We start from the raw sequence: 21,709 nt of genomic DNA on the forward strand, positions 1-21,709 counted from the left end.
TGTTTCGTAGGGTCTGCAATTGCTTCGCTTACAGGTACTTAAGCGGGTTTTGCAAAACGCCATTCTTATGAACTTCGAAATGCAAATGCGTGCCGAAAGAGTGACCGGTATTACCCATAATGCCGATCCGTTGCCCCTTCTCAACCGTCTGACCACGCTTGACGGAAATTTTGCTAAGATGGCCGTAAACTGTTTCATAGCCGTTATGGTGATTGATAATGATACAGTTGCCAAGCCCCGGACGTTGACCGGTGAAGCTGACTGTACCGTTGTCGGCTGCCATAATATTATGGTTACCAACCATATCAACCCCGCGATGCAAGGCTCCCCATCGTTGACCGAAGCTGCTGGTGAGACGCGCGCCGGTTACCGGCCAGCTGAAGCGGCCGCTGCCCTCGCTTAATGTAACCTTCGTGCCTTTCATCACAATTGCCGGAACGGATGGCTTCAAAACGACCTCACTGATCAGCTCTTCGCTCATCAAGTAGCCATTCTGCTTCACCAATCGGTACACCAATTGTTTCTTCCCGCTTTGGCCTTGGCGAATAACCTTCGACTGGCCTGCTTTCATATTGCTGTTCTTCTGCACGACCGTAGCCGGATCGATCGATTCGGTTTCCGTCACGTTCTCGACCGTTTCCACGGTCACTTGCGGCTGAAGTACAGTAAGATCAAGCACGTCTCCGACTTTAATCATATCATCCTTGATCCATTTGTTTCGCTCATAGATGACCTGAGGTGAAATATCGAATTTGTGTGCGATACAGCCGACGCAGTCGCCTTCTTGAACCGTATACGAAGTTGGTTTCACAGTCCCTTTAATAAGCTTCAAATAGAGCTGCTCGGGATCCGCGATGTCCGTTGGCTGTACTTCTGCTTCTTTAGTCGCAACCTTCTCGACAAATTTCACGGATTTCAAGGCTGATTTGGACTTCAAGCTGCCGTCCGTTGAGTAGGACAGTGCAGTCACTTCCGCTTTACCGGCTTTTACCTTCGGCGAGTATTTGCCTTCGACCCGCTTCAATAGCGCAGTCGCCGTAGCCTTGTCTTTCACAACGCCGACCCGCTTGCCATCTACCACAAGCTCAACGCCTGTAGCGTGTGAAACAAGCAGTCCTTCAAGCTTCTGCAAAGTCGCAGTGGAGTCAGGATTGGCATTGTAAGCGCTTTTATCGCTGTATGTGATCGTACCTGCATCAAGCACCATATGTATGCCTGCGTTTTTCTCCTGAATCTGCTTCTCTTTGTTGCTAATCAACTCTTTAACCTGGGTCTCCGAGCTTACTTCTCCGATCAGCTTGCCATTATGATAAACTTCGACATAATCTACGGTGTGTGCTTGTACATAATGACTGCCGCTAAAACCTGCAATCGTCAATAAGGCTACTGCGCCTACCGCGAGAAATAACGGCTTCTTGCTCAGTAAGCGGTGCTTCGTATTGCCTTGCGTGCTATTTGGGTTGACGGTCCGAAAAGTCTGTCGGAATGAGTTCCATACCTTCCGGATGCGACCCCTCTCGTTAAAAAAGGCCATGATCGTCTCCTTTTCGCGTTATGGTTCATAACTTTGATGGGATCCGACAATGTAAAACCTACATTGTCAGGCTACGGTTTCTACTTTATCATAACGCTGCATTCCGATTCAACCAAACGACCCTGGGCTTGACATTAATATTTGCTCAGAATTGCCAGCATTGCGTCGTATTCTGTCCGATCTAGGTATTGCGCCATAAGCTGTTGGACCTGGGTCATTTCCGCGTCCGTCAGCCCTTCCTCCATTAGACCCGATATTTTCTGCCATGCATCCTGGGGGAGTTTGGTCATTGTATTGAACAGCTTCTCTTTGTCGGCGTCGCTTATTTGAGACTTGGCTGCATTGATTTCGTCCGTCGTCATAGCTTCCTCTTCATTTGAAGAAGATACAGCGCCGCTGCCTGCTTTAGGCCCGGTACCGCCTCCGATATCGCTTAGTTCGCCGTCCGGAGTCTGTTCAAAAGCATCAACCGACGCAGGCGAATCGCTATCCGTTTCCGCATCATTCTTCGTACTCGATGATTGCCCGTCGCCGCTGCCGTTCTTCGTCGCAGTCGAATCCCCATTCTGATCTGCGCCACTACCATCAGTACTCTCGTTCTTCGAGGACGAATCCGCCGAATCTCCTTTCTGCTTCACAACCGGGTCCGCCCCCCACAACCCGCCCCAAACACCGTTCAGTGCAAAAGGCTTCTGGTCGAGCGGCACATTAAATTGCTTCAGCAGCGTTTCGACATAGCTGTTGACGATGTAACCTGTCGTCCAGATCGATAGAAAACTGATCAGCAGTCCTGCTGCGATCGTTTTCGCCAGCCACCCTGTCATTTTCCACATGATAATCACCCTCCTATGCAAGGGCATTTTCGCCCATACTTCTTAGTATGGGCACGCGGCTTAGGAACCATTCATATTGGCAGCGACTTATATTGGCAAAAAAAGAAGAGGACCGCGATTTCTCGCAGTCCTCTAAATTCATACTATTACCCGTAGATTGGCACAACCGGATTCGTTTGCTCGCGGTTACGTCCAACGGAGAAGATCGCAATCGGAATTCCTGTAAGCTCGGATACCCGCTCCACGTAGCGGCGCGTGTTCTCCGGCAGATCCGCCAGCGTCTTCGCGTTAGAGATATCTTCGCTCCAGCCTGGCAATTCTTCGTACACTGCTTCGCACTCGGAGATCAGCTTCAAGCTCGCAGGATAATGCGTAATGATTTCGCCGCGCAGTTTGTAGCCTGTGCAAATTTTAACCGTTTCAAGACCCGAAAGCACGTCAAGCGAGTTCAAGGACAAGCCTGTAATCCCGCTAACGCGGCGTGCATGGCGGACAACAACCGTATCGAACCAGCCTACACGACGTGGACGTCCGGTAACCGTACCGTATTCAAAGCCTTTCTCGCGAATCCAATCGCCGGTCTCATTGCTGAGCTCCGTTGGGAATGGACCGTCACCAACGCGCGTCGTGTACGCTTTGGCAACACCGATAACTTGCTGGATCTTCGAAGGTCCAACGCCGGAACCGATACAAACGCCGCCCGCTGTCGGGTTCGAGGAAGTCACATACGGATATGTGCCTTGGTCGATATCAAGCATAACGCCTTGCGCGCCTTCGAACAGAATGCGCTTGCCCGCGTCGATTGCATCGTTCAGCACAACGGAAGTGTCCGTTACATAAGGACGAAGCGTTTCCGCATAACCCAGATACTCTGCAAGAATAGCGTCAGCATCCAGCTTCTCGCCGTTGTATACTTGCTCGATCATTTGGTTCTTCTCGACAATCATGCGGCGAAGCTTCGTTTCGAACTCTTCTGCATCAAGCAGGTCAGCGACACGAATACCGTTACGCGCTGCTTTGTCCATGTAGCAAGGGCCGATGCCTTTGCGAGTCGTACCGATTTTGTTATCGCCTTTACGCTCTTCTTCAAGGCCGTCAAGCACAAGGTGATACGGCATGATGAGATGCGCGCGGTCACTGATTTTCAGATTCTCCGAGGAGAAGCCATTGTCATGTATATAGTTAATTTCATCAATCAGAGCGGACGGATTGATAACCATACCGTTACCGATGACGCACACTTTATTTTCATTGAAAATGCCCGATGGAATCATCGTAAGCTTATATTTCTTATTGCCGATCATAATGGTATGACCTGCGTTGTTTCCCCCCTGGTACCGGGCTACAACATCAGCACCGTCCGCCAGAAAGTCGGTGATTTTTCCTTTGCCTTCGTCTCCCCACTGGGTTCCGACTACAACTACCGTTGACATGGATATACCCCCATTACAAGTTTTGCGCGCATTGCAAAATAAGCAACATAATAGCTACCAGCTTTAGACAGCATGATTAGTTTAGCAGTCTGCAGTGGTAAAGTCAACGAAAAGCGAACAATTGTAAGGTCGTATATCGCATTGTTCGGAATTTCGATAAATGTGGGACAGAACCTTCCCTTATTAGGAAGCGTGGCCCGGTTCTTGGTGCGATCGGTCTAAACCAACGAATTTATTGAAGTTCTTCAAGAAGGCAAGCTCAACGGTTCCTACGGGACCGTTACGCTGTTTAGCAATGATGATCTCGATGATATTCTTCTTCTCGGATTCCTTATCATAGTAGTCATCCCGGTATAGGAACGCTACGATATCGGCATCTTGCTCGATCGAACCGGATTCCCGAAGGTCAGACATCATCGGACGCTTGTCCTGCCGCTGCTCAACACCCCGGCTCAGCTGCGACAGTGCGATAACCGGCACTTCGAGCTCACGGGCAATCTGCTTCAGCGTACGGGAGATCTCAGACACTTCCTGTTGGCGATTCTCGCCGGCTTTACCGCGCCCTTGAATGAGCTGCAAGTAGTCGATCAGAATCATGCCAAGTCCGCGCTCTTTCTTAAGTCGGCGGCATTTCGCCCGAATATCCGATACGGTAATGCCCGGCGTATCATCAATGTAAATTTGCGCTTCAGACAACGAACCAATCGCCATCGTTAGCTTTTCCCAATCGTCGCCTTCCAAATACCCGGTACGCAATCGGCCCGCGTCCACGTTTGATTCCGCACAAATCATACGCTGCACCAGCTGGGCAGCCGACATCTCGAGACTGAAGATGGCGACGGTTTCCTTTGCCCGTACACCGACATTTTGCGCAATATTAAGCGCGAAGGCCGTCTTACCTACGGATGGCCGTGCAGCCACAATAATAAGGTCGTTTTTCTGGAAGCCCGCGGTCATTTTATCCAAGTCGGTAAACCCGGACGGAATGCCTGTGGAGCCACCTTTATTCGAATATAAATGCTCAACCTTCTCGAATACTTCCATGAGCACGTCGCGAATGGAGATGAATCCGGTGCTAGAACGGCGGTTCGACAGCTCCATGATGCGGGCTTCCGCTTCGCTAAGCATCGCTCCGACATCTTCAGCGGCGGCGTAACCGTCCGAAACGATGTTCGTGGCAGTCCGAATGAGACGGCGGAGCATCGATTTCTCTTCTACGATTTGCGCGTAGTAATCAATGTTGGCCGCTGTTGGAACGGCGTTACCGAGCTTGGCCAGGTAACTTACGCCGCCGATTTCCTCCAGCTGCTGGCGATCCTGCAAATAAGCAGTCAAGGTTACCAAGTCAATCGGCTGGCTCGCTTCACCAAGCTCCACCATCGCTTCAAACAGCAGCTGATGCGACGGCAAGTAGAAGTCCTCGCTGCGCAGCCGCTCCATTGCCGTTATTAAAGCTTCCGTTTGCAATAAGACAGCACCGAGCACCGCTTGCTCTGCTTCCATATTCTGCGGCGGTATTCGGTCAAAATTCATCTCATTACTCATTGGTCCCCATGACTCCCCTTTTGATTGCTTCTATTCCTCCGTAGCATGTACACTCAGCTTCGCTTTCACTTCTGGATGCAGCTTTACCAATACTTGCGTAACGCCAAGCGTTCGGATCGGCTCTTCCAGCTCGATTTTGCGTTTGTCGATTTTGACGCCTTGCGCCTCAAGCGACTCTGCGATTTGCTTGCTTGTGATGGCTCCGAACAAACGACCGCCTTCGCCGGCTTTCGTTTTCACAACTATTTTCATCGCTTCCAAACGTTCTGCAAGCGTCTTTGCGTCTTCTTTTTCTTTTTCCTTCTTCTTCTGCTCGGACGCCTTCTGCAAATCAAGCGTCTTTAGGTTGCCATCGGAAGCCGGCTTCGCCAAGTTCTTCGGGAATAGGAAGTTACGTACGTACCCTTCCGACACCTCTTTAACCTCACCCTTCTTACCTTGCCCCTTCACATCTTGCAAAAAGATTACCTTCATTCGAATAACCCCTCTTCCTTATCAAGTTCTTGCAGCACCTGCTTGAGGCGCTGTGCTACTTCTACAACCGTTCCTTCTTGCTGTGCGGCGGCATTGGTTAAATGTCCGCCTCCGCCCATACGCTCCATGACCACTTGCACGTTCATGTGGCCCAATGAGCGGGCACTAATGCCAATCAGACCATCCGGCCGCTCTCCAATGACGAAGGATGCGAGCACGTCGGTCATATTAAGCAGCGTATCCGCCGTCTGCGCGATAAGCAGCTGCGAATACTGCCGGCCTTGCTCCGTCATCGCGATCGCGATATGGTCATACACGATTTCAGCCTGCTTAATAATCTCTGCCTTCTTAATGTATTCGGCCAAGTCCTCTTTCAGCATCCGCTGAATCAAGGTCGAATCCGCCCCATTGCGGCGCAGGAACGATGCCGCTTCGAAAGTACGCGAGCCGGTGCGCAGCGAGAAGCTCTTCGTGTCCACGGTAATCCCCGCGAGCAGCGCTGTCGCTTCTCTGACGTCAAGCAGCACGCGATCGTTAATATATTGCAGCAGCTCAGTAATGAGCTCACAAGTCGAGGATGCGTAAGGCTCCATGTAGACCAGAATCGCATTCGCGATAAACTCTTCTCCGCGTCTGTGATGATCCACTACAACGATTTTGTCCGTTTGCGTCAGCAGCTTCGGTTCTTTCACCATCGATGCTTTATGCGTATCGACGACGACGACAAGCGTGTTGCCGCCGATCAGTTCCTTTGCCTGCTCAGGCGTTATGAACCTCTTCGCAATCCGCTCTTCTTCCCGCAGCATCTCCATCATTTTCTGAATCGAAGGATTAACGCCCTCCAGCACGATGTACGCCTCTTTATTAAAGAGCATAGCAGCCTTCAGTACGCCAATGGAAGCACCGATCGCATCCATATCCGGCATTTTATGCCCCATAATGACGACGCGGTCGCTGTCCTTGATCAAATCACGCAGCGCATGCGCGACAACCCTCGCCCGAACTCGGGTCCGCTTCTCCACGGCGTTCGACTTCCCGCCATAGAAAGACTGCCGCTGTCCGACCTTTACAGCAGCCTGGTCGCCGCCGCGTCCAAGTGCATAATCAAGACTAATCTGTGCCCAGTGGCCAAGCTCCACAACGCTCTCAGCGCCTGCAGCGAAGCCGATGCTGAGCGTCATTGGGATCTTGTTCTCGGCCGTAATTTCCCGCACCTCGTCGAGGAGAACAAACCGTGACAGCTCAAGCTGCTTGAGCGTACGCATGTCGGTAATCACCAAGTAACGGTCGGAAGTAAGTCGTTTCAAGTACACATGAAACTTATTCGCCCAATCGGTTATCTCGGCAGTCGCCTTCGAAAGCAGCGTGCTGCGCTGTTGATCGTCCATGCCTTGCGTAACCTCATCGAGGTTATCCATCATGACGATACCAAGCGCAAGCTTCTCTTCCTCATACCGCTTAGCCAGCTGCCAGCGCTGCGTCATATCCCGAATATAGAGCAGCCTTTCATCGAATCGGAACTGCAGCTCATAAACCGAGTTACCTACATGCGCTTCTACTGTGCCCTCGCGTTCTTTCGCCTGAGACAGTGTGGGGAACAGATCCTCCAGTGACTCCCCGACGACAGAATCCCGCTCCAGCATGTGCGTGACAAACGCATTATGCCACTCCACGGTCTTGTCTTCGTTATAGAGAATAATGCCGAATGGTAAATCACTGATAACCTCGTTGCCGGCTTTCTTCACTCGATACGACAGCGTCCCTAGATAAACCTTTAAATCGCGGCGGAAAGCCCGCTCCGCCATGACGGAGGAGAAGCCCACCGCACCGCAGAGCAGCAGCCCCAGCATGCCGAGCTTCCATTCATAGAAAGCCAGTGTAACCGTCAGTAGAATCATCAGCACGAATGCCCACAAATGGTGCATCCCATGCCAGCGATTAATTAAAAACTTTGGCATCGTTTCATTCGCCCCCGTATCACGATTTCTTAAACGCTTTACGGATTGGGAAAGCTGCGTCAATGACCCCAATCAAGCTAAACGGTTGGAATATCGCGACAACTATCGATAGAAGCACCGGGATCGCTTTGTTCCATTTACGTTCATGCGCCAGGAAGAAGAAGAAGCCCATTGCCTGAATGGAGAAAGCAAGCTGCATCAGCGGTACCAAGTTATGAAGCGTCACCGTCATGAAGGAGGAGCCCGTGTTCGGTGTAGCCATATCCGCTATGAGTACAATTAAGTAGTAAAACACAAATACCCGAGGCAATCTCCATTCACGTGCTGCTTGCAAACGCGAAATCGTTAATCCGTTTGAACGCAGAGAAGGCGCTGCAATCGCATGCGTAATAATCGTCAGCAGGAACGATACGGTAATAAGCGCCATCGGAATGGAATGAATCAAGCTTTGCACATACGATTCCGTTACGGTTGCCGTCCAAACGCTTGGCATAAGTCCTTGTTCCCGCAAGTTTTCCACTGTCTTCGTAATCATGTCGCGGATTTCATCCATTAAGGAGAAATCGAATACGAGGTCAAACACAACCAGCTCAAGCAGAAGCTGAGCAAGCACCGTTATGACGGTAGCCGTTATGACCTTCCGGGCTGGAGCCCCTTTCCGGTAGAAATGCCCCATAACAAGCGATGGAACTAAGAAAAACAGACCAACGATTAAGGCAGGAAGTCCCATAATTAATACGCCAATTCCATATACGGCTGTCATATGCAGTGTAAATGCTCGTTTTGACAAGGTCGTATAGAGGATTACCGTTGGCACCATTAATACTGCCGCAGCCAGCGCATTCAGGACGGGGACTGCTACCAAGAGCAGTAGAATTAACGCTGAGAAGCTCCATAGAATTGACTTTAAACCGGTTTTCAAACCGTTCACCTCTTGCTGATTTACTAGTACAGAACTAATGATTTACTCCCCATTATATCATAAAACAATTCCGGCAACACAGGGGGCCTTGTCCAGTGGGGCCTCTGCGATCTGGCGCAATAGGAACGACAAAACGCCGCCCTCTGAATTGAGGACGGCGTTTGATTTAGCCGGCAGCCATTTCTTTGCTGGCTTGTTTATGTTGATTTAAGATAAGTGCTTCACAGTAGTCGATAATGTCACTCCGACGCACGATGCCGATAAACCGGTTCATGTCATCCACGACAGGCACAAAGTTCTGAACCTTCGCCAGGGAGATTAAGTCTTCCATATTCGCGTCAATTTGGACGGCCTTGTTCGTCATGCGCATCTGTACATCTGTTAGCTTCACTTTATTCGTCTGATCAAATGTCACTTGCGGATTGTTCTTCATATACCACAGCAGATCGCCTTCAGTAAGTGTGCCTGCATATCCGCCCTGATTGTCGAGTATCGGTACAGCCGTGTAGCGATGATGCTCCATCTTCTCCAATGTTTGACGCAGCGTTGCATCGAGCGTCAACCATACTACCTCTTGCTTAGGCAGCAGAAAAAAAGCAATATTCATGTTGCGTTCCCATTCCCTTCTACTTTGTCTTCCCTGTTCGTGAAGAGCTCCGGGCCTAGCTGCAGCTTGACGTGCGCCTTCGAATTTCATCTAGGCGCCGCATTGCCGTTAATGCTTCTCTGATGCTGCTTTCGTTTTCGACGACAACGACTGCACAGGCTTCTGATCTTTAACCTGGTATTCCTCCGGAAGCGGCAGCTCTGCTTTCGTTTTCGCTGGATCCAGCCATGCCTTAATTAACTGTTGCGTTGCAGCCAAATCTTCTTCATCCGCAAAATAGTACCAAGCGCCGTGATTCACCTTACGATGTCCATTGCCCTTCAGCGTGTGGCTGTAAATGGTGCGGTTGTCGCTTTGCAGCATGCTCTTCGCCAAATCAATCATATGCTGCGGTGTTAAATCCGTCGTAAAATTCTCACCCATAATTGAAATAAGTTCAGGAATCTTCGTCCACTGCTGGACATGCGAAGCTTTAGCCATGATGGCGTTTAAGAACTGCTGGTGACGTCCTGCGCGGCTTGTATCGCCGCCTGCATCTTCACGGTACCGAACAAAGTTGAGCGCTTCAGTGCCATTGTAGAGCTCTTTACCGGCCTTAACGACGAACTTCTCGTGATCAGGATCGTCATTGACGAGATCCTCCGTAATCGGAAGTGCGATTCCGCCCATGGCGTCAATCACTTCACGGAAGCCGGTAAAGTTTATTGTAGCATAATGATCGATTGTGTTGTTGAACAACCTTTCGACCGTTTCAACCGACATTTTCGCGCCGCCAAAAGCATAGGCATGGGTGATCTTATCTTCCCATTGTTTGCCGGACTTCGTTGTTTTGCCTACGATTTCGACATACGTATCGCGGGGAATGGATACCATTAGAATGGCGCCATCCTTGGGTCTGATGACGGTATAGATCATCGTATCTGAGCGGCCTATCTCTTTGTCCCTCTGATCGACGCCGAGGAGCAGCATGGAGAATGGCTCCTCCGGCTTGTACGTTGTTTTGACCGGCTCATGGCCCTCTAATGGCTGATATGAATTCTCCAGCCTGTCCTTAACCGATCCGGATAAGAACGTATCAAAGCCCCACATCGCCAGCGCATTTCGATTGAAATAGCCGACTGTTCCTGCAAGTACGACAATAACGAGGATCGCTGCCAGCCATTTATACGTTCGTCGTGATTTTCTCGGTTGCATATTCGTTGTAACGCTCCATTCTCTACAAATCTATTTACACGCGATTTCCTTATTCTAAACGATTAGGCGAAACCGAAAGTTACAAATGGTTTACGATTTCCTTTGTCATTTATGGGGATTTCAACCAAGCATAGTTTGGCCAAAGCTCGAATACATACCTACAAAGGAGGGAGCGTCATTATGCAAGCACCGTTGTTTGGTCCTGATCCATCATCGACAGGCATTGACCCTAAGATCGTCGGGTTGCTTTGTTATTTGGGCAGCTTTGTAACCGGCATCTTGTTTCTTGTGCTGGAGAAGCGAAGCAGCTTCGTGAAATTTCATGCCATGCAATCGATCCTCGTCTCTGTCGTACTGGTTGTCCTTAATATTGTGCTCGGCTTTATCCCGTTTATCGGCTGGCTTCTTGGCATTTTACTTGCTCCGCTGTCATTTATATTATGGATTGCATTAATGCTCCTCGCCTTGCAGGGGAAAAGGTTTAAGCTTCCTTTTATCGGCGATTATGCTGAGCAGCAAGCAAGTAAGTTTTAACAGGTGACTGCTTATATGCACGCAAAAAAAGGCAGCCAAATTGGCTGCCTCTTGATTACGTCCTATTCCGTTGTGTAAGGCAACAACGCTACTTGACGGGAGCGTTTGATCGCTACAGTCAGAAGACGTTGATACTTTGCACTTGTTCCAGTTACACGACGTGGCAAAATTTTGCCGCGCTCGCTGATAAATTTACGAAGCAGGTCCGTATCTTTATAGTCAATGTGCGTAATTTTGTTAGCTGTGAAGAAACATACTTTACGGCGTTTGTTACGGCCTTTACGACCGCCGAATTTGCGTTCTGGACGCTCGTCGCCACCATCTCTTTGCTTAAAGCTCATGTTCATCCGTCCTTTCAGTTAGAATGGCAAATCATCTTCCGATATATCGATCGGGCGTCCGTCATCTGAGAACGGATCACGACTATTGTTGTTCCTTGGTGTGCCTCCCGAACGGCCTCCACCCTGTGGATTACCACCGCTGGTGCCACCTTGTGAGTTGCCTCCACCGTAGTTACCGTTTCCGCTGCCATAGCTTGCCGCACCCTCATCACGCGGACCATTCTCACGGTTACCGGATTCCAAGAAACGCACATTATCAGCAATAATTTCAGTCACGTAGACCCGCTTGCCTTCGTTGTTCTCGTAATTCCGAACCTGGATACGGCCTTCAACCGCTGTTAGGCGGCCTTTGCGTAAGTAGTTCGCACAAGTTTCAGCGAGCTGACGCCAAGTTACGATCGGAATAAAATCTGCTTCCCGTTCGTTCTGACCACCGCTCGTAAACGGACGATCCACCGCAAGTGTAAATTGCGTTACCGCAACACCTGCCGGCGTATAGCGCATTTCAGGATCCTTTGTTAATCTACCGATGAGAATAACACGGTTCAACATCGTTTATCGCCTCCAATCGAAACATCCTTGCGTTGATGAGACTAAGCTACATCTTTAACAACTAAGAAACGGATAACTTCATCCGTAATTTTCATGACGCGGTCAAGTTCAGCAACAACTTCTGGAGTTGCGTTGAAATGTACCAGTACGTAGATACCGTCACGAATCTTGTTGATTTCATACGCAAGGCGGCGTTTACCGATCACGTCATGCTTTGTGACCTCTCCACCGTTTCCGATGATTGCTTGGAACTTGTCAGTCAAAGCTTGTACCGACTCTTGTTCCACATCCGGACGAATGATGTACATCACTTCGTATTTGCGCATATGTTTCACCTCCTCTTGGACTATGCGGCCCCCTAAAAGGGAGCAAGGAGCGAGTTAATTTCTCGCATACCTGAATACTATACCAAACTTAGTCCCTTCTTGACAAGTGTTGATTCCGGTCATTCGCCTGCCTCTTTCTTCCGTTCATGTTCCTCCCTCATTTGTTGCATACTAATGATCAGGACGGAATCTCTGCGTCGTCCTCATTTGTGCAACCGCACTGGAGGTGTAATTCATTAATGGGTGAATGGACAGAATTTCGAGAAGGCGACCGTGCGCCAAACGACGGGTTGTATATTGAAATCGGTGAAGCATCTTTCCATATGGGTGTTAATCATCCGCAGAAGGTACGATTGGCGAAAGGTGACAAGTTTCCGGCCCTTTCGAACAAGGATCGCAAGTGGAAACGAATGTACTGATTTTTTGAATCTGTTGTATAGAAGAAAAACAAGCTGCGCATCATAGTTGTGACGGTGTAAAGAGAGGTGTGGTTCCGTTGAACCCATACATGTACGAACCTCAAGGAGATCTTGTCCACTCAGCATAGAAGCGGAGGGATGTGCCAAAGACCAGTGTCTGTAACACACGCACACCGACTAAAGATCGGTGAACCGAGGTTTCTTACGAAGAGCTTGTAGTGATGACTGTTTTCTAAATCAAACACCGTCGGAGAAGGGCTCGCAAGAGCCCTTTTTTCGTTGTGCCTACGATGCAGGAGAAAAGTGCTCGTGAGGACCCGCTTCTCCATTTTAGGCGCATCGAAATTTAGGCTCATCACTAATGACTCTATGTGGCCTGCTCAGTTCCATGGAATTGAGTTCCATTCACAAAGAACCCATATCGTCTTAGGGTGAAAACATTATTATAAACAAAAAAACGACCCGCTAAGGTCGTTGATTGATTGAAATATGGCGGAGAGGGTGGGATTCGAACCCACGCACGCTTTGACACGCCTAACTGATTTCGAGTCAGCCCCCTTGGGCCTCTTGGGTACCTCTCCATAAAGGTGAATCAGCAGAACAGAACTTATCTTAACACGGTGCTCGTCCAATTGCAAGCTTTAATTGGTTGATGTTCCATTGAAGCTTTCTCCCTCATTTAAGCCCTCTTCAGCCTTCGAACGAAGCACCTTTTTCAAGTTTTTCTCGAACTTCGCACGCGGTATGAGAACGCTGTGTTTGCAGCCGACGCATTTGATTCGGATATCCATCCCCATACGAATGATCTCCATCTCATTTGTTCCACATGGATGCTGCTTCTTCATCTGTACAACATCGCCCAGTTCAAACTGCTTCCTCTCCATAACAGTCCGCTCCCTTTCCCCTAAAGCTGTTTCTACTCTCTATCGTATCCCTTTAAGCGTCATAACTCAATGGGCTCGTACCGATCTTCAATTTGTCTAAATATTCCCCTAATCTCAACACTCTCTTGATTGATGACATCCTTCACGACTAGCAAATCACTCTCCGGAAAATGAATGGATAGTGCACAGCCCGCAGTAATTTGCTTCGGCGTCGGACAGATATCTATTTCAACCTCAGCATATTCTAATAGCATTTCCGCCCGCAGAGCCTGCTGGGTGGAGTCAAAAGCAATGAGCATGCATCTGCACCTCCTGATTGTTTTATTGAAGGTTCATTAGTTATACAAGTATAAAATGGTTGTCCCAACCATATACTAGTAACCAAGTGATAACAACTGTTTTTCTATCGATCAGGTTGTTGGAATTCATAGAGTTGGCGGGAGGAGAATCTATGAAATTGCCAGGAATGAAAGAAGCACCGCTCAAAGTACCGTACACAGAACCTAACATTACAGGACTACTGATGAACCGCATCACGTACCTTTTAGACAACGTCCCTGCTGATCGTAGGCTTGTTGTTGTATGTGTAGGCACTGACCGTTCCACAGGCGATTCACTCGGCCCGCTTGTCGGCACTTCTCTCAGCAAGTATCGGAGCCCTTTCTTCGATCTTTATGGCACCCTCGAGGAACCTGTCCATGCCATGAACCTGGACGAAACTTTGATCGACATTAACAAGTTTGTCCGCAAGCCTTTTGTCATCGGTATCGATGCCTGCTTGGGTCAAGCCGCTAGTGTCGGCTGTATTCAAGTCGGTTCTGGTCCGGTCCGTCCGGGTGCCGGTGTTAATAAAGATCTGCCGCCGGTTGGTGACATCCATATCACGGGCATCGTGAATGTCGGCGGATTTATGGAGTATTTTGTTTTGCAAAACACTCGGCTTCATCTTGTTATGCGGATGTCTGATATTATTGCGCATAGTCTCTTCTTATCGATTATGAAATGCGTGCGCCCTACTTCGATTCCCGCTGCGACGCAAGACTGATTGCTTCTTTTTCTTCCGGGGTTAGCGGATATTTCGATTGTCCTTCTTGCACCGGCTTGGCGTAGACGAAGGTGTTCTCTCGGCCGTGAATGCCGCTTAGTACCATACCGTCTTCAGCGTCATCAATCACTGCTATTGAGAAGCTCAGATCATTGCCTCGTTCTGCAAAAGCATTATAGCGATGAATACCGATGTTTCCTTTCTTCTTCTTCAATGTATCATTGAGCGTATGAACGTTTTGTTTTAGCTTGTTCTGTCCTTCTTCCTGAGCACTAAGACGCTGCTTCAGTTCCACAATGACGCTTTCAAGCTCTTCGACCCCTGCACCGCTCATAAACTGCGTGTAACTTTTACGCAGTCGCTTCAACTTGCTGCCGATGACAAAGCTGCGTATCAATAAGATCAGAACAACAACAAGCAGTCCAACTGTTATCCAATCGGACGGTCTTTCAATCAGTTCATTCATGATGTCTTACTCTCCCCCGTTTAAAGCACATTAGCTGTATTGCTGTTTTATTTCCTTCACAGCCGCTATAAGCGCATCAATCTCTTGTTTAGTCGTGAAGCATCCCACACTTGCGCGTATTGCCCCTGTTTCTTTCGTCCCTGCAATTGCATGTGCGAGCGGGGTACAATGGAATCCGGTTCGAACGGCAATCTGATAATGCTGATCCAGAATAAATCCAATCTCGGATGGATCTGCTCCGGACAATACAAAGGACACAATTCCGGTCCGAGGTTTGCCGAGTTCCGGACCAAGGATGTGAACTCCGTTCAAAGCATGAAGTCCCTCCATCAATTGCTGTGTCAGCATCCATTCTCTAGTATGGATGTTTTGCACCGTCTCATGCAGAATGTGCTGCACACCAGCCTTCAAACCATTAATTCCAGCAGCATTCTGAGTACCTGCTTCATACCTGTCAGGACGAACAGTTGGCTGTTCAATCGCCTCCGATTGACTGCCCGTACCACCGTGCAGGAGGGGCTCCAGCTCTACGTTGGGGTGAATATATAACCCACCCGTCCCCTGCGGTCCCAGAAGCCCTTTATGGCCCGGAAACGCGAGCATATCGATCCCCATTCTCTCCACGTTAATCTCCAATAGTCCGGCTGTTTGAGCAGCATCAACAAGCAGCTTTATTCCACGTTTTCGCGTGATCTCACCAATGTCTTCAACAGGTAGTATTGACCCTAACAAATTCGAGCTATGGTTCACAATAACAAGCTTTGTGTTCGGCTGAATTACAGCTTCAATTTGTTTCGCGTCCAATTCTCCTGCATCATTTGGTTCTACATAACTAACCTCAACACCATTTACTCGCTTTAGATATTCCAGTGGTCTCCGAACGGAATTATGTTCCACTGATGTGGCGATTACATGATCGCCGTTTCTCAGCATTCCTTTTATTGCGGTGTTGAGAGCCATTGTTGTATTTAAGGCAAATGCAATATCGTTCGGGTTAGATACCACGAACAGCTTTGCCAATGCTTTTCTCGTATTGAACAGAATTCTGCTTGCCCGAACAGCCATCGCATGACTGCCTCTTCCCGGGTTTGCACCATCATGTTCCATTGCTTCCACCACAGCCTCAATTACTCCAGCCGGTTTTGGCCATGACGTCGCCGCATGATCAAGATAGATTAATCCCTTATCCGTCGTCTGCTGCATCATTTCATTCCTCCTCTAACCAATACGCCGAAACCCTTATAATGCTAACAATAGCATACTCGATTGGCACCCCTACTTCAAACGGGGATTCCCAATCGAGTATGCTATTTGAGTTTTGGTATTAAGATAGTTGTTGCAGCAATTCCAATAACCGTTCTAAATCCTGTTTATTATAATAGAGGAGTTCAATACGACCTTTATCTTTCTGCTGTTTAATCTTTACCGTTGTCTTGAATTGTTCGCGAAGCGTTTCTTCAAGCTGATCGATGTAAGGATCACGTTTTTTAGAAGATTGCGGTTTGTTTTTCTCAGCTGTTGGCTGATCCAAGTTTTTGATCGCTTCTTCTAATTGACGTACACTCCACTCATTCGTAATGGTTAGTTCAGCAAGTTCTTTTTTGCGTGCATCTTCCTTCACACCCACAATTGCCCTTGCATGCCCCATTGAAATTGTTCCACGTGAAACATTATCTTTGATTTGTTCAGGCAAAGACAGCAAGCGCAGAAAGTTTGCGATGTGTGATCTCGACTTACCCACCTTCATGGAAAGTTCTTCTTGTGTCAGATCGAATTTATCCATGAGTGCTTGGTACGCAATTGCCAGCTCCATTGCATTGAGATCTTCGCGTTGAAGATTCTCGATCAATGCAATCTCCATTACCTGTTGATCCGAGAAGTTGCGGATTACCGCTGGAATTGTTGGGTTGCCACAAAGCTGTGATGCACGGAAACGTCTCTCACCGGCAATGATTTCATACCCTTTAAGTACGGTACGAACAATGATCGGTTGAATGACTCCGTGTTGTTTAATGGATTCTGCGAGTTCTTTAATCGCATCATCATCGAACGTTTTACGCGGTTGATATGGGTTGGGACGAAGCTGTGTTAACGAAACTTCAACAACTTTATCATCTTCGCTTACAGATAGCGATGGGATAAGCGCATCAAGTCCTCTACCTAGCCGCTTGCTCATACATAATCACTTCCTTCGCGAGTTCAAGATACACCTCTGCCCCTTTGGATCTTGGATCGTAAGTTATGATGGATTGCCCATGTGAAGGAGCTTCGCTTAAACGGACATTTCTCGGAATAATCGTTTGGTACACCTTTTGTTGAAAATACTTTTTAACTTCTTCGATTACTTGAATGCCTAGGTTTGTCCTAGCATCAAACATCGTAAGTAAGACACCTTCAATTTGAAGTGTAGTGTTCAGGTGTTTCTGAACTAGACGTACTGTATTTAATAGCTGGCTCAGACCCTCCAGCGCGTAATATTCACATTGAATAGGAATGATAACAGAATCAGAAGCCGTTAAAGAGTTAATTGTAAGAATACCCAATGAAGGAGGGCAATCAATAAGAATGTAATCATACTGGTTTTTAACCAGGGCAAGCGACTTCTTCAAGCGCTGCTCGCGTGATATCGTAGGAACAAGTTCAATCTCCGCACCGGCCAACTGAATCGTAGCTGGTATTATATTAAGTCCTTCAATATTAGTAGAACAAGTAGCATCTTTTGGGTGAACATCATTAATAAGCACATCATAAATACAATGTGCGACATCTGCTTTATTAATTCCAATTCCACTCGTCGTATTGCCTTGTGGGTCAATATCTACGAGCAATACTTTCTTGCCAAGCGATGCTAGACAAGCACCCAGATTAACGGACGTGGTCGTTTTCCCGACACCGCCCTTCTGGTTCGTTATTGCTATCGTTTTAGACAAACCGTTCACCTCTATGCTGATTACTTTAATGAAGCCTTATGAAACGATTAAATGACGATGCCGTCCCTAGTTCGGACGGCTGTTTGAATCGCAATCGCTATTATCGTTTCGGGATTTTAATTACGATCTCGTAGTGATCCTCGTAATCTTGTTCATTGGTCTTGATTTGCAAGCCCGATCCCGAAACCATATCAATGGATTGTCTTATTGTATTAAGCGCCAAACGTACATCCTTTGTAAATGAAACCCGCTTTGGCTTTTTTGACTTAGTAGCTTCTTTGTAGAACGCCACTCGAGCTTCCGTTTGTTTCACGTTCAGCTCTTTCGTAACGATGTCGTCCAATACTTTCAGTTGAAGCTCTTCTGTATCAAGTGATAGCAACGCCCTTGCATGACGCTCCGTAATTTTACGTTCCATTAGCGCATTCTTAATGGTATCACCAAGACCTAGGAGCCTAATCTTGTTTGCAATTGTCGATTGGCTTTTACCTAAACGTTGAGCTAGGCTTTCTTGCGTAAGATTGTGAAGATCAATGAGCTTCTGATAAGCGACCGCTTCCTCTATGGAAGTGAGTCCTTCACGCTGAAGGTTCTCGATCAGAGCAATAGAAGCAGCCTGAGAATCATTAAATTCACGTACGATTGCCGGAATCGTCTCAAGGCCGAGCTTTTTAACTGCACGATAGCGCCGTTCACCTGCAATGATTTCATATCTCCCACCGCGCACCCTGACAACGATCGGTTGAATAACGCCGTGTGTGCGAATGGTTTGACTGAGTTCATCAATACGATCATCGTCGAAGACAGTCCTCGGCTGATAAGGACTCGTGTCCACATCTTCAATTGGAAGCTGCTTCACTTCATCTTGGCTTACACTTTTGGAATCACTCAATCCGAATAAACGTGAGAATTGTTCTTTCATATCGTCAACTACCACCCGATTTCAAAGTGCCGAGTATTGTCGTTCCTACTATAATTCGCCGGCTGTAAGTTGATTTCCTGCTTGACAGACATTTATTATCGAAACAATTGTGACTGCCAGTAAAATGTTCCACGTGAAACAATATCAATCCATAATCACTATATAATAGGTTGTTTCAGCGGTAACCCTGCTTTTCTTGGATACTTCGCAGGTGTAGTCCCAAGCTTCTCCATAAGGAGGATATGGCGATCTGATTGCTCGAAGGGCAGCTTCAAATGTTCTACGGAAGTAAGCTTCGCCTTCAACTCAATCATACTGCGTTTTGATTCATTTACTTCCTCAGCAGGATCGGATCCTTTCATTGCAGCGAATACGCCACCCTTTCGTACAAAAGGAAGACATAACTCATTTAAGCCGCTGAGCCGTGCAACAGCTCTAGCGGTTACAACATCATAGGCATCACGATGATTAGCGAGGCGCGCGATATCTTCGGCACGACCATGAACACATTCCACGTTCTGAAGACCCAGCGTTTGCACGACATGCTGAAGGAATTGAATCCGCTTGTTTAAGGAGTCCACTATTGTAATTTTAAGATGCGGGAAGCAAATTTTCAATGGCAGGCTCGGAAACCCTGCACCTGAACCAATGTCCGCCAGTGATGACACTTTGTCCATTTTCACAAAGAAAGAGAGAGTGACGGAATCGTAGAAATGTTTCTCGTACACCGCTTCTCTCTCCGTAATGCCTGTTAAATTCATTTTTTCGTTCCATTCCACAAGCAGTTCATAATAGGTTTGGAACTGCTCCAGCTGGAGCGGCGAAACTGCCACTCCATGCTCTTGCAATAATTCAGTAAACCAAGCTTCAGTTGCGTTCATACTTACCCCCGTGCTGCAATAACCTTATTGTAGTGTTCTAAATAGACGAGAAGAATTGAAATGTCAGCCGGTGTTACCCCGCCAATTCGTGAAGCTTGCCCAATCGACAACGGACGAATATTAGATAAATTCGTTTTCGCTTCTTTGGAGAGATTGTTGACCGCCATGTAATCAATATCGTCTGGGATTCGCTTCTTCTCCATTTTAGCAAGACGCTCCACCTGTAATTGTTGTTTCTCGATATAACCGACGTATTTAATTTGAATTTCAACTTGCTCCTTCATATCATCGGTAAGCACTTCCGATGATGGGGAAAGTTGATCAATAATGTTATACGAAACTTCCGGACGTCTCAATAAAGAAAGACCATCTGTCGTTTGTTGAATCGGCGTAGACTGAGCTTCCTCCAGCAGTTGCAGCGTTAATTCGTCAGGACGAATCTTAACTGTTTTCAAACGCTCGATTTCTTGCTCCACTAATAGCTTTTTCTGTGTGAACTTCTGATACCGCGCTTCCGAGATCAAACCAATCTCATAACCGGTTGGAGTCAAACGAAGATCGGCATTGTCATGTCTCAACAACAAGCGGTATTCTGCGCGCGAAGTAAGCAAGCGGTACGGTTCTGTTGTACCTTTTGTCACCAAATCATCAATGAGCACGCCAATATAGCCTTGCGAGCGTTCAATGATAACCGGCGGTTTCCCTTGCGCTTTACGTGCTGCATTAATTCCAGCCATAACGCCTTGTCCCGCCGCTTCCTCATAACCGGATGTTCCGTTAATTTGTCCCGCTGTGAATAAACCCGGAACAACCTTCGTTTCTAATGATGGCCACAGTTGAGTCGGAACAACAGCGTCATACTCGATTGCATAACCCGTACGCATCATTTCAACTTTTTCCAATCCTGGAATAGAACGGAGAATACTCAACTGCACATCCTCAGGCATACTTGTGGAGAGTCCTTGTACATAATACTCCGACGTATTCTTCCCTTCCGGCTCTAGGAAGATTTGATGTTTTGGTTTATCGGCGAAGCGTACAATTTTATCTTCAATGGATGGACAATACCGCGGACCTGTTCCCTCAATAGCACCGGAGAACATAGGAGCCCGATGGAGATTATCGTTAATAATCTTATGCGTTTCCTCAGACGTGTACGTCAACCAGCAAGGAAGCTGCTCATTGTCGGAGTATTCGGTTTCATAGGAGAAAAACTTCGGTTTCTCGTCGCCGGGTTGAATCTCTGTTTTAGAGAAATCGATTGTGTCCTTATGCACGCGAGGCGGCGTGCCGGTTTTGAAGCGTACAAGCTGCAAGCCGAGTGAACGCAAGCTCTCGGACAGCTTAACCGAAGGCTGTTGATTGTTCGGCCCGCTCTCATACATCAGCTCACCCATAATCACTTTTCCGCGCAGATAGGTCCCCGTCGTTACAACTACGGTTTTCGCCCGATACTCTGCACCGGTCTTCGTAATAATCCCTACGCAGGCGCCATCCTCAATAATGAGTTCCTCCGCCATCCCTTGACGAAGAGTCAGATGATCGGTTTCTTCGATCGTTTGTTTCATGAAATGCTGATAAAGAAACTTATCCGCTTGTGCACGCAGCGCGTGAACAGCTGGTCCTTTACCCGTATTTAGCATCCTCATTTGGATAAACGTTTTATCAATGTTGCGTCCCATTTCCCCGCCAAGCGCATCAATTTCACGCACAACATGTCCTTTGGCCGGACCACCAATCGACGGATTACATGGCATGAACGCCACCATATCTAAGTTAATTGTAAGCAACAGCGTCTCACAGCCCATTCGCGCAGCCGCAAGTGCAGCTTCAACACCCGCATGACCGGCTCCAACCACAATGACATCAAAATCTCCTGCATGATATCCCATTACTTTATCCCTCCTTG

At 47.9% G+C, this 21,709-nt stretch carries 24 protein-coding genes and 1 tRNA gene; 3 read left to right on the plus strand and 22 right to left on the minus strand.

What is annotated here, in order from left to right; translation table 11 throughout:
• Window positions 1–28: 28 nt before the first annotated feature.
• The 9 genes from AC50Y3_RS15415 to AC50Y3_RS15455 all read right to left on the minus strand — a co-directional run bounded on the left by AC50Y3_RS15415 (window position 29) and on the right by AC50Y3_RS15455 (window position 10,500).
• Window positions 29–1,534, minus strand: coding sequence for a peptidoglycan DD-metalloendopeptidase family protein (locus AC50Y3_RS15415; protein WP_494819598.1), 1,506 nt, complete (start codon window positions 1,532–1,534; stop codon window positions 29–31).
• Between the two features lie 134 nt (window positions 1,535–1,668).
• Window positions 1,669–2,367: a hypothetical protein gene (locus AC50Y3_RS15420; RefSeq protein ID WP_494819599.1), complete on the minus strand. Its 699-nt coding sequence runs from the start codon at window positions 2,365–2,367 to the stop codon at window positions 1,669–1,671.
• Window positions 2,368–2,513: 146 nt separating this feature from the next.
• Complete coding sequence (locus AC50Y3_RS15425) at window positions 2,514–3,800, minus strand: adenylosuccinate synthase (protein WP_494819600.1); 1,287 nt, start codon at window positions 3,798–3,800, stop codon at window positions 2,514–2,516.
• Between the two features lie 183 nt (window positions 3,801–3,983).
• Window positions 3,984–5,345, minus strand: coding sequence for a replicative DNA helicase (gene dnaB / locus AC50Y3_RS15430; protein ID WP_494819601.1), 1,362 nt, complete (start codon window positions 5,343–5,345; stop codon window positions 3,984–3,986).
• 30 nt (window positions 5,346–5,375) lie between these two features.
• Window positions 5,376–5,819, minus strand: coding sequence for a 50S ribosomal protein L9 (gene rplI / locus AC50Y3_RS15435; RefSeq protein ID WP_494819602.1), 444 nt, complete (start codon window positions 5,817–5,819; stop codon window positions 5,376–5,378).
• Window positions 5,816–7,777: a DHH family phosphoesterase gene (locus tag AC50Y3_RS15440; RefSeq protein WP_494819603.1), complete on the minus strand. Its 1,962-nt coding sequence runs from the start codon at window positions 7,775–7,777 to the stop codon at window positions 5,816–5,818. Before AC50Y3_RS15440 ends, rplI begins: the two co-directional genes overlap by 4 nt.
• A gap of 19 nt (window positions 7,778–7,796) precedes the next feature.
• Window positions 7,797–8,699: a DUF2232 domain-containing protein gene (locus tag AC50Y3_RS15445; protein WP_494819604.1), complete on the minus strand. Its 903-nt coding sequence runs from the start codon at window positions 8,697–8,699 to the stop codon at window positions 7,797–7,799.
• A 166-nt stretch (window positions 8,700–8,865) separates the two neighbouring features.
• The gene (locus AC50Y3_RS15450) at window positions 8,866–9,306 is read right to left on the minus strand and encodes a CBS domain-containing protein (RefSeq protein ID WP_494819605.1); all 441 of its coding nucleotides are present in this window, start codon (window positions 9,304–9,306) and stop codon (window positions 8,866–8,868) included.
• Between the two features lie 108 nt (window positions 9,307–9,414).
• Window positions 9,415–10,500, minus strand: a complete 1,086-nt coding sequence (locus tag AC50Y3_RS15455) for an LCP family protein (protein WP_494819606.1) — start codon at window positions 10,498–10,500, stop codon at window positions 9,415–9,417.
• A gap of 180 nt (window positions 10,501–10,680) precedes the next feature.
• Here AC50Y3_RS15455 and AC50Y3_RS15460 point away from each other — a divergent pair, with 180 nt between their 5' ends.
• Window positions 10,681–11,034 (plus strand): DUF4870 domain-containing protein, encoded by a 354-nt coding sequence (locus tag AC50Y3_RS15460; protein ID WP_494819607.1) that lies wholly within the window; start codon window positions 10,681–10,683, stop codon window positions 11,032–11,034.
• 62 nt (window positions 11,035–11,096) lie between these two features.
• Here the strand turns inward: AC50Y3_RS15460 and rpsR are convergent, their stop codons facing one another.
• The 3 genes from rpsR to rpsF are packed head-to-tail and all read right to left on the minus strand — an operon-like array spanning window position 11,097 to window position 12,253.
• On the minus strand, window positions 11,097–11,375 hold the full coding sequence (gene rpsR, locus AC50Y3_RS15465) for a 30S ribosomal protein S18 (RefSeq protein WP_090574546.1): 279 nt from the start codon (window positions 11,373–11,375) through the stop codon (window positions 11,097–11,099).
• Between the two features lie 18 nt (window positions 11,376–11,393).
• Window positions 11,394–11,927 carry a single-stranded DNA-binding protein gene (locus AC50Y3_RS15470; protein WP_091224676.1) on the minus strand — a complete coding sequence of 178 codons (534 nt, stop codon included), beginning with the start codon at window positions 11,925–11,927 and terminating at the stop codon, window positions 11,394–11,396.
• A gap of 41 nt (window positions 11,928–11,968) precedes the next feature.
• Window positions 11,969–12,253: a 30S ribosomal protein S6 gene (gene rpsF / locus AC50Y3_RS15475; protein WP_210664068.1), complete on the minus strand. Its 285-nt coding sequence runs from the start codon at window positions 12,251–12,253 to the stop codon at window positions 11,969–11,971.
• Between the two features lie 239 nt (window positions 12,254–12,492).
• On the opposite strand from rpsF, the gene AC50Y3_RS15480 reads away from it, so the two are divergent.
• Complete coding sequence (locus AC50Y3_RS15480; protein ID WP_494819608.1) at window positions 12,493–12,672, plus strand: YjzC family protein; 180 nt, start codon at window positions 12,493–12,495, stop codon at window positions 12,670–12,672.
• A gap of 490 nt (window positions 12,673–13,162) precedes the next feature.
• On the opposite strand, the gene AC50Y3_RS15485 is transcribed toward AC50Y3_RS15480, so the two are convergent.
• The 3 genes from AC50Y3_RS15485 to AC50Y3_RS15495 form a co-directional block, all read right to left on the minus strand.
• A tRNA-Ser gene (locus tag AC50Y3_RS15485) sits at window positions 13,163–13,253 on the minus strand.
• 60 nt (window positions 13,254–13,313) lie between these two features.
• The gene (locus AC50Y3_RS15490) at window positions 13,314–13,556 is read right to left on the minus strand and encodes a DUF951 domain-containing protein (protein ID WP_494819609.1); all 243 of its coding nucleotides are present in this window, start codon (window positions 13,554–13,556) and stop codon (window positions 13,314–13,316) included.
• 59 nt (window positions 13,557–13,615) lie between these two features.
• Entirely contained in the window at window positions 13,616–13,855 is a 240-nt protein-coding gene (locus AC50Y3_RS15495; protein WP_494819610.1) for a putative Se/S carrier protein, read from the minus strand.
• Between the two features lie 152 nt (window positions 13,856–14,007).
• Between AC50Y3_RS15495 and yyaC the strand changes: the two genes are divergently transcribed.
• Entirely contained in the window at window positions 14,008–14,601 is a 594-nt protein-coding gene (gene yyaC, locus AC50Y3_RS15500; RefSeq protein WP_494819611.1) for a spore protease YyaC, read from the plus strand.
• Here the strand turns inward: yyaC and AC50Y3_RS15505 are convergent.
• The 7 genes from AC50Y3_RS15505 to mnmG all read right to left on the minus strand — a co-directional run bounded on the left by AC50Y3_RS15505 (window position 14,570) and on the right by mnmG (window position 21,692).
• Window positions 14,570–15,067 carry a DUF4446 family protein gene (locus AC50Y3_RS15505; protein ID WP_494819612.1) on the minus strand — a complete coding sequence of 166 codons (498 nt, stop codon included), beginning with the start codon at window positions 15,065–15,067 and terminating at the stop codon, window positions 14,570–14,572. The genes yyaC and AC50Y3_RS15505 overlap by 32 nt on opposite strands.
• Before the next feature lie 30 nt (window positions 15,068–15,097).
• On the minus strand, window positions 15,098–16,270 hold the full coding sequence (locus AC50Y3_RS15510) for an aminotransferase class V-fold PLP-dependent enzyme (RefSeq protein ID WP_494819647.1): 1,173 nt from the start codon (window positions 16,268–16,270) through the stop codon (window positions 15,098–15,100).
• Between the two features lie 121 nt (window positions 16,271–16,391).
• The gene (locus AC50Y3_RS15515; RefSeq protein ID WP_494819613.1) at window positions 16,392–17,243 is read right to left on the minus strand and encodes a ParB/RepB/Spo0J family partition protein; all 852 of its coding nucleotides are present in this window, start codon (window positions 17,241–17,243) and stop codon (window positions 16,392–16,394) included.
• A complete protein-coding gene (locus AC50Y3_RS15520) occupies window positions 17,224–17,997 on the minus strand; it encodes a ParA family protein (protein ID WP_091224667.1) in 774 nt (257 codons plus the stop codon). Before AC50Y3_RS15520 ends, AC50Y3_RS15515 begins: the two co-directional genes overlap by 20 nt.
• A gap of 100 nt (window positions 17,998–18,097) precedes the next feature.
• Window positions 18,098–18,919, minus strand: a complete 822-nt coding sequence (gene noc, locus AC50Y3_RS15525; protein ID WP_494819614.1) for a nucleoid occlusion protein — start codon at window positions 18,917–18,919, stop codon at window positions 18,098–18,100.
• Between the two features lie 158 nt (window positions 18,920–19,077).
• On the minus strand, window positions 19,078–19,800 hold the full coding sequence (gene rsmG, locus AC50Y3_RS15530; protein ID WP_494819615.1) for a 16S rRNA (guanine(527)-N(7))-methyltransferase RsmG: 723 nt from the start codon (window positions 19,798–19,800) through the stop codon (window positions 19,078–19,080).
• A 2-nt stretch (window positions 19,801–19,802) separates the two neighbouring features.
• Window positions 19,803–21,692, minus strand: coding sequence for a tRNA uridine-5-carboxymethylaminomethyl(34) synthesis enzyme MnmG (mnmG, locus tag AC50Y3_RS15535; protein ID WP_494819616.1), 1,890 nt, complete (start codon window positions 21,690–21,692; stop codon window positions 19,803–19,805).
• Between the last annotated feature and the right edge of the window lie 17 nt (window positions 21,693–21,709).

The sequence above is a fragment of the Paenibacillus sp. J22R98 genome (assembly GCF_059383835.1).

Bases quoted from the DNA above. Each gene is read 5' to 3' on its own strand.
- rpsR (WP_090574546.1), bottom strand. From the start codon at position 11,375: ATGAGCTTTAAGCAAAGAGATGGTGGCGACGAGCGTCCAGAACGCAAA.
- AC50Y3_RS15415 (WP_494819598.1), bottom strand. From the start codon at position 1,534: ATGGCCTTTTTTAACGAGAGGGGTCGCATCCGGAAGGTATGGAACTCA.
- AC50Y3_RS15450 (WP_494819605.1), bottom strand. From the start codon at position 9,306: ATGAATATTGCTTTTTTTCTGCTGCCTAAGCAAGAGGTAGTATGGTTG.
- AC50Y3_RS15480 (WP_494819608.1), top strand. From the start codon at position 12,493: ATGGGTGAATGGACAGAATTTCGAGAAGGCGACCGTGCGCCAAACGAC.
- AC50Y3_RS15490 (WP_494819609.1), bottom strand. From the start codon at position 13,556: ATGGAGAGGAAGCAGTTTGAACTGGGCGATGTTGTACAGATGAAGAAG.
- mnmG (WP_494819616.1), bottom strand. From the start codon at position 21,692: ATGGGATATCATGCAGGAGATTTTGATGTCATTGTGGTTGGAGCCGGT.
- AC50Y3_RS15505 (WP_494819612.1), bottom strand. From the start codon at position 15,067: ATGAATGAACTGATTGAAAGACCGTCCGATTGGATAACAGTTGGACTG.
- yyaC (WP_494819611.1), top strand. From the start codon at position 14,008: ATGAAATTGCCAGGAATGAAAGAAGCACCGCTCAAAGTACCGTACACA.
- AC50Y3_RS15425 (WP_494819600.1), bottom strand. From the start codon at position 3,800: ATGTCAACGGTAGTTGTAGTCGGAACCCAGTGGGGAGACGAAGGCAAA.
- rsmG (WP_494819615.1), bottom strand. From the start codon at position 19,800: ATGAACGCAACTGAAGCTTGGTTTACTGAATTATTGCAAGAGCATGGA.
- AC50Y3_RS15470 (WP_091224676.1), bottom strand. From the start codon at position 11,927: ATGTTGAACCGTGTTATTCTCATCGGTAGATTAACAAAGGATCCTGAA.
- noc (WP_494819614.1), bottom strand. From the start codon at position 18,919: ATGAAAGAACAATTCTCACGTTTATTCGGATTGAGTGATTCCAAAAGT.
- AC50Y3_RS15460 (WP_494819607.1), top strand. From the start codon at position 10,681: ATGCAAGCACCGTTGTTTGGTCCTGATCCATCATCGACAGGCATTGAC.
- AC50Y3_RS15440 (WP_494819603.1), bottom strand. From the start codon at position 7,777: ATGCCAAAGTTTTTAATTAATCGCTGGCATGGGATGCACCATTTGTGG.
- AC50Y3_RS15420 (WP_494819599.1), bottom strand. From the start codon at position 2,367: ATGTGGAAAATGACAGGGTGGCTGGCGAAAACGATCGCAGCAGGACTG.
- AC50Y3_RS15495 (WP_494819610.1), bottom strand. From the start codon at position 13,855: ATGCTCATTGCTTTTGACTCCACCCAGCAGGCTCTGCGGGCGGAAATG.
- rplI (WP_494819602.1), bottom strand. From the start codon at position 5,819: ATGAAGGTAATCTTTTTGCAAGATGTGAAGGGGCAAGGTAAGAAGGGT.
- AC50Y3_RS15510 (WP_494819647.1), bottom strand. From the start codon at position 16,270: ATGCAGCAGACGACGGATAAGGGATTAATCTATCTTGATCATGCGGCG.
- rpsF (WP_210664068.1), bottom strand. From the start codon at position 12,253: ATGCGCAAATACGAAGTGATGTACATCATTCGTCCGGATGTGGAACAA.
- dnaB (WP_494819601.1), bottom strand. From the start codon at position 5,345: ATGAGTAATGAGATGAATTTTGACCGAATACCGCCGCAGAATATGGAA.
- AC50Y3_RS15515 (WP_494819613.1), bottom strand. From the start codon at position 17,243: ATGAGCAAGCGGCTAGGTAGAGGACTTGATGCGCTTATCCCATCGCTA.
- AC50Y3_RS15455 (WP_494819606.1), bottom strand. From the start codon at position 10,500: ATGCAACCGAGAAAATCACGACGAACGTATAAATGGCTGGCAGCGATC.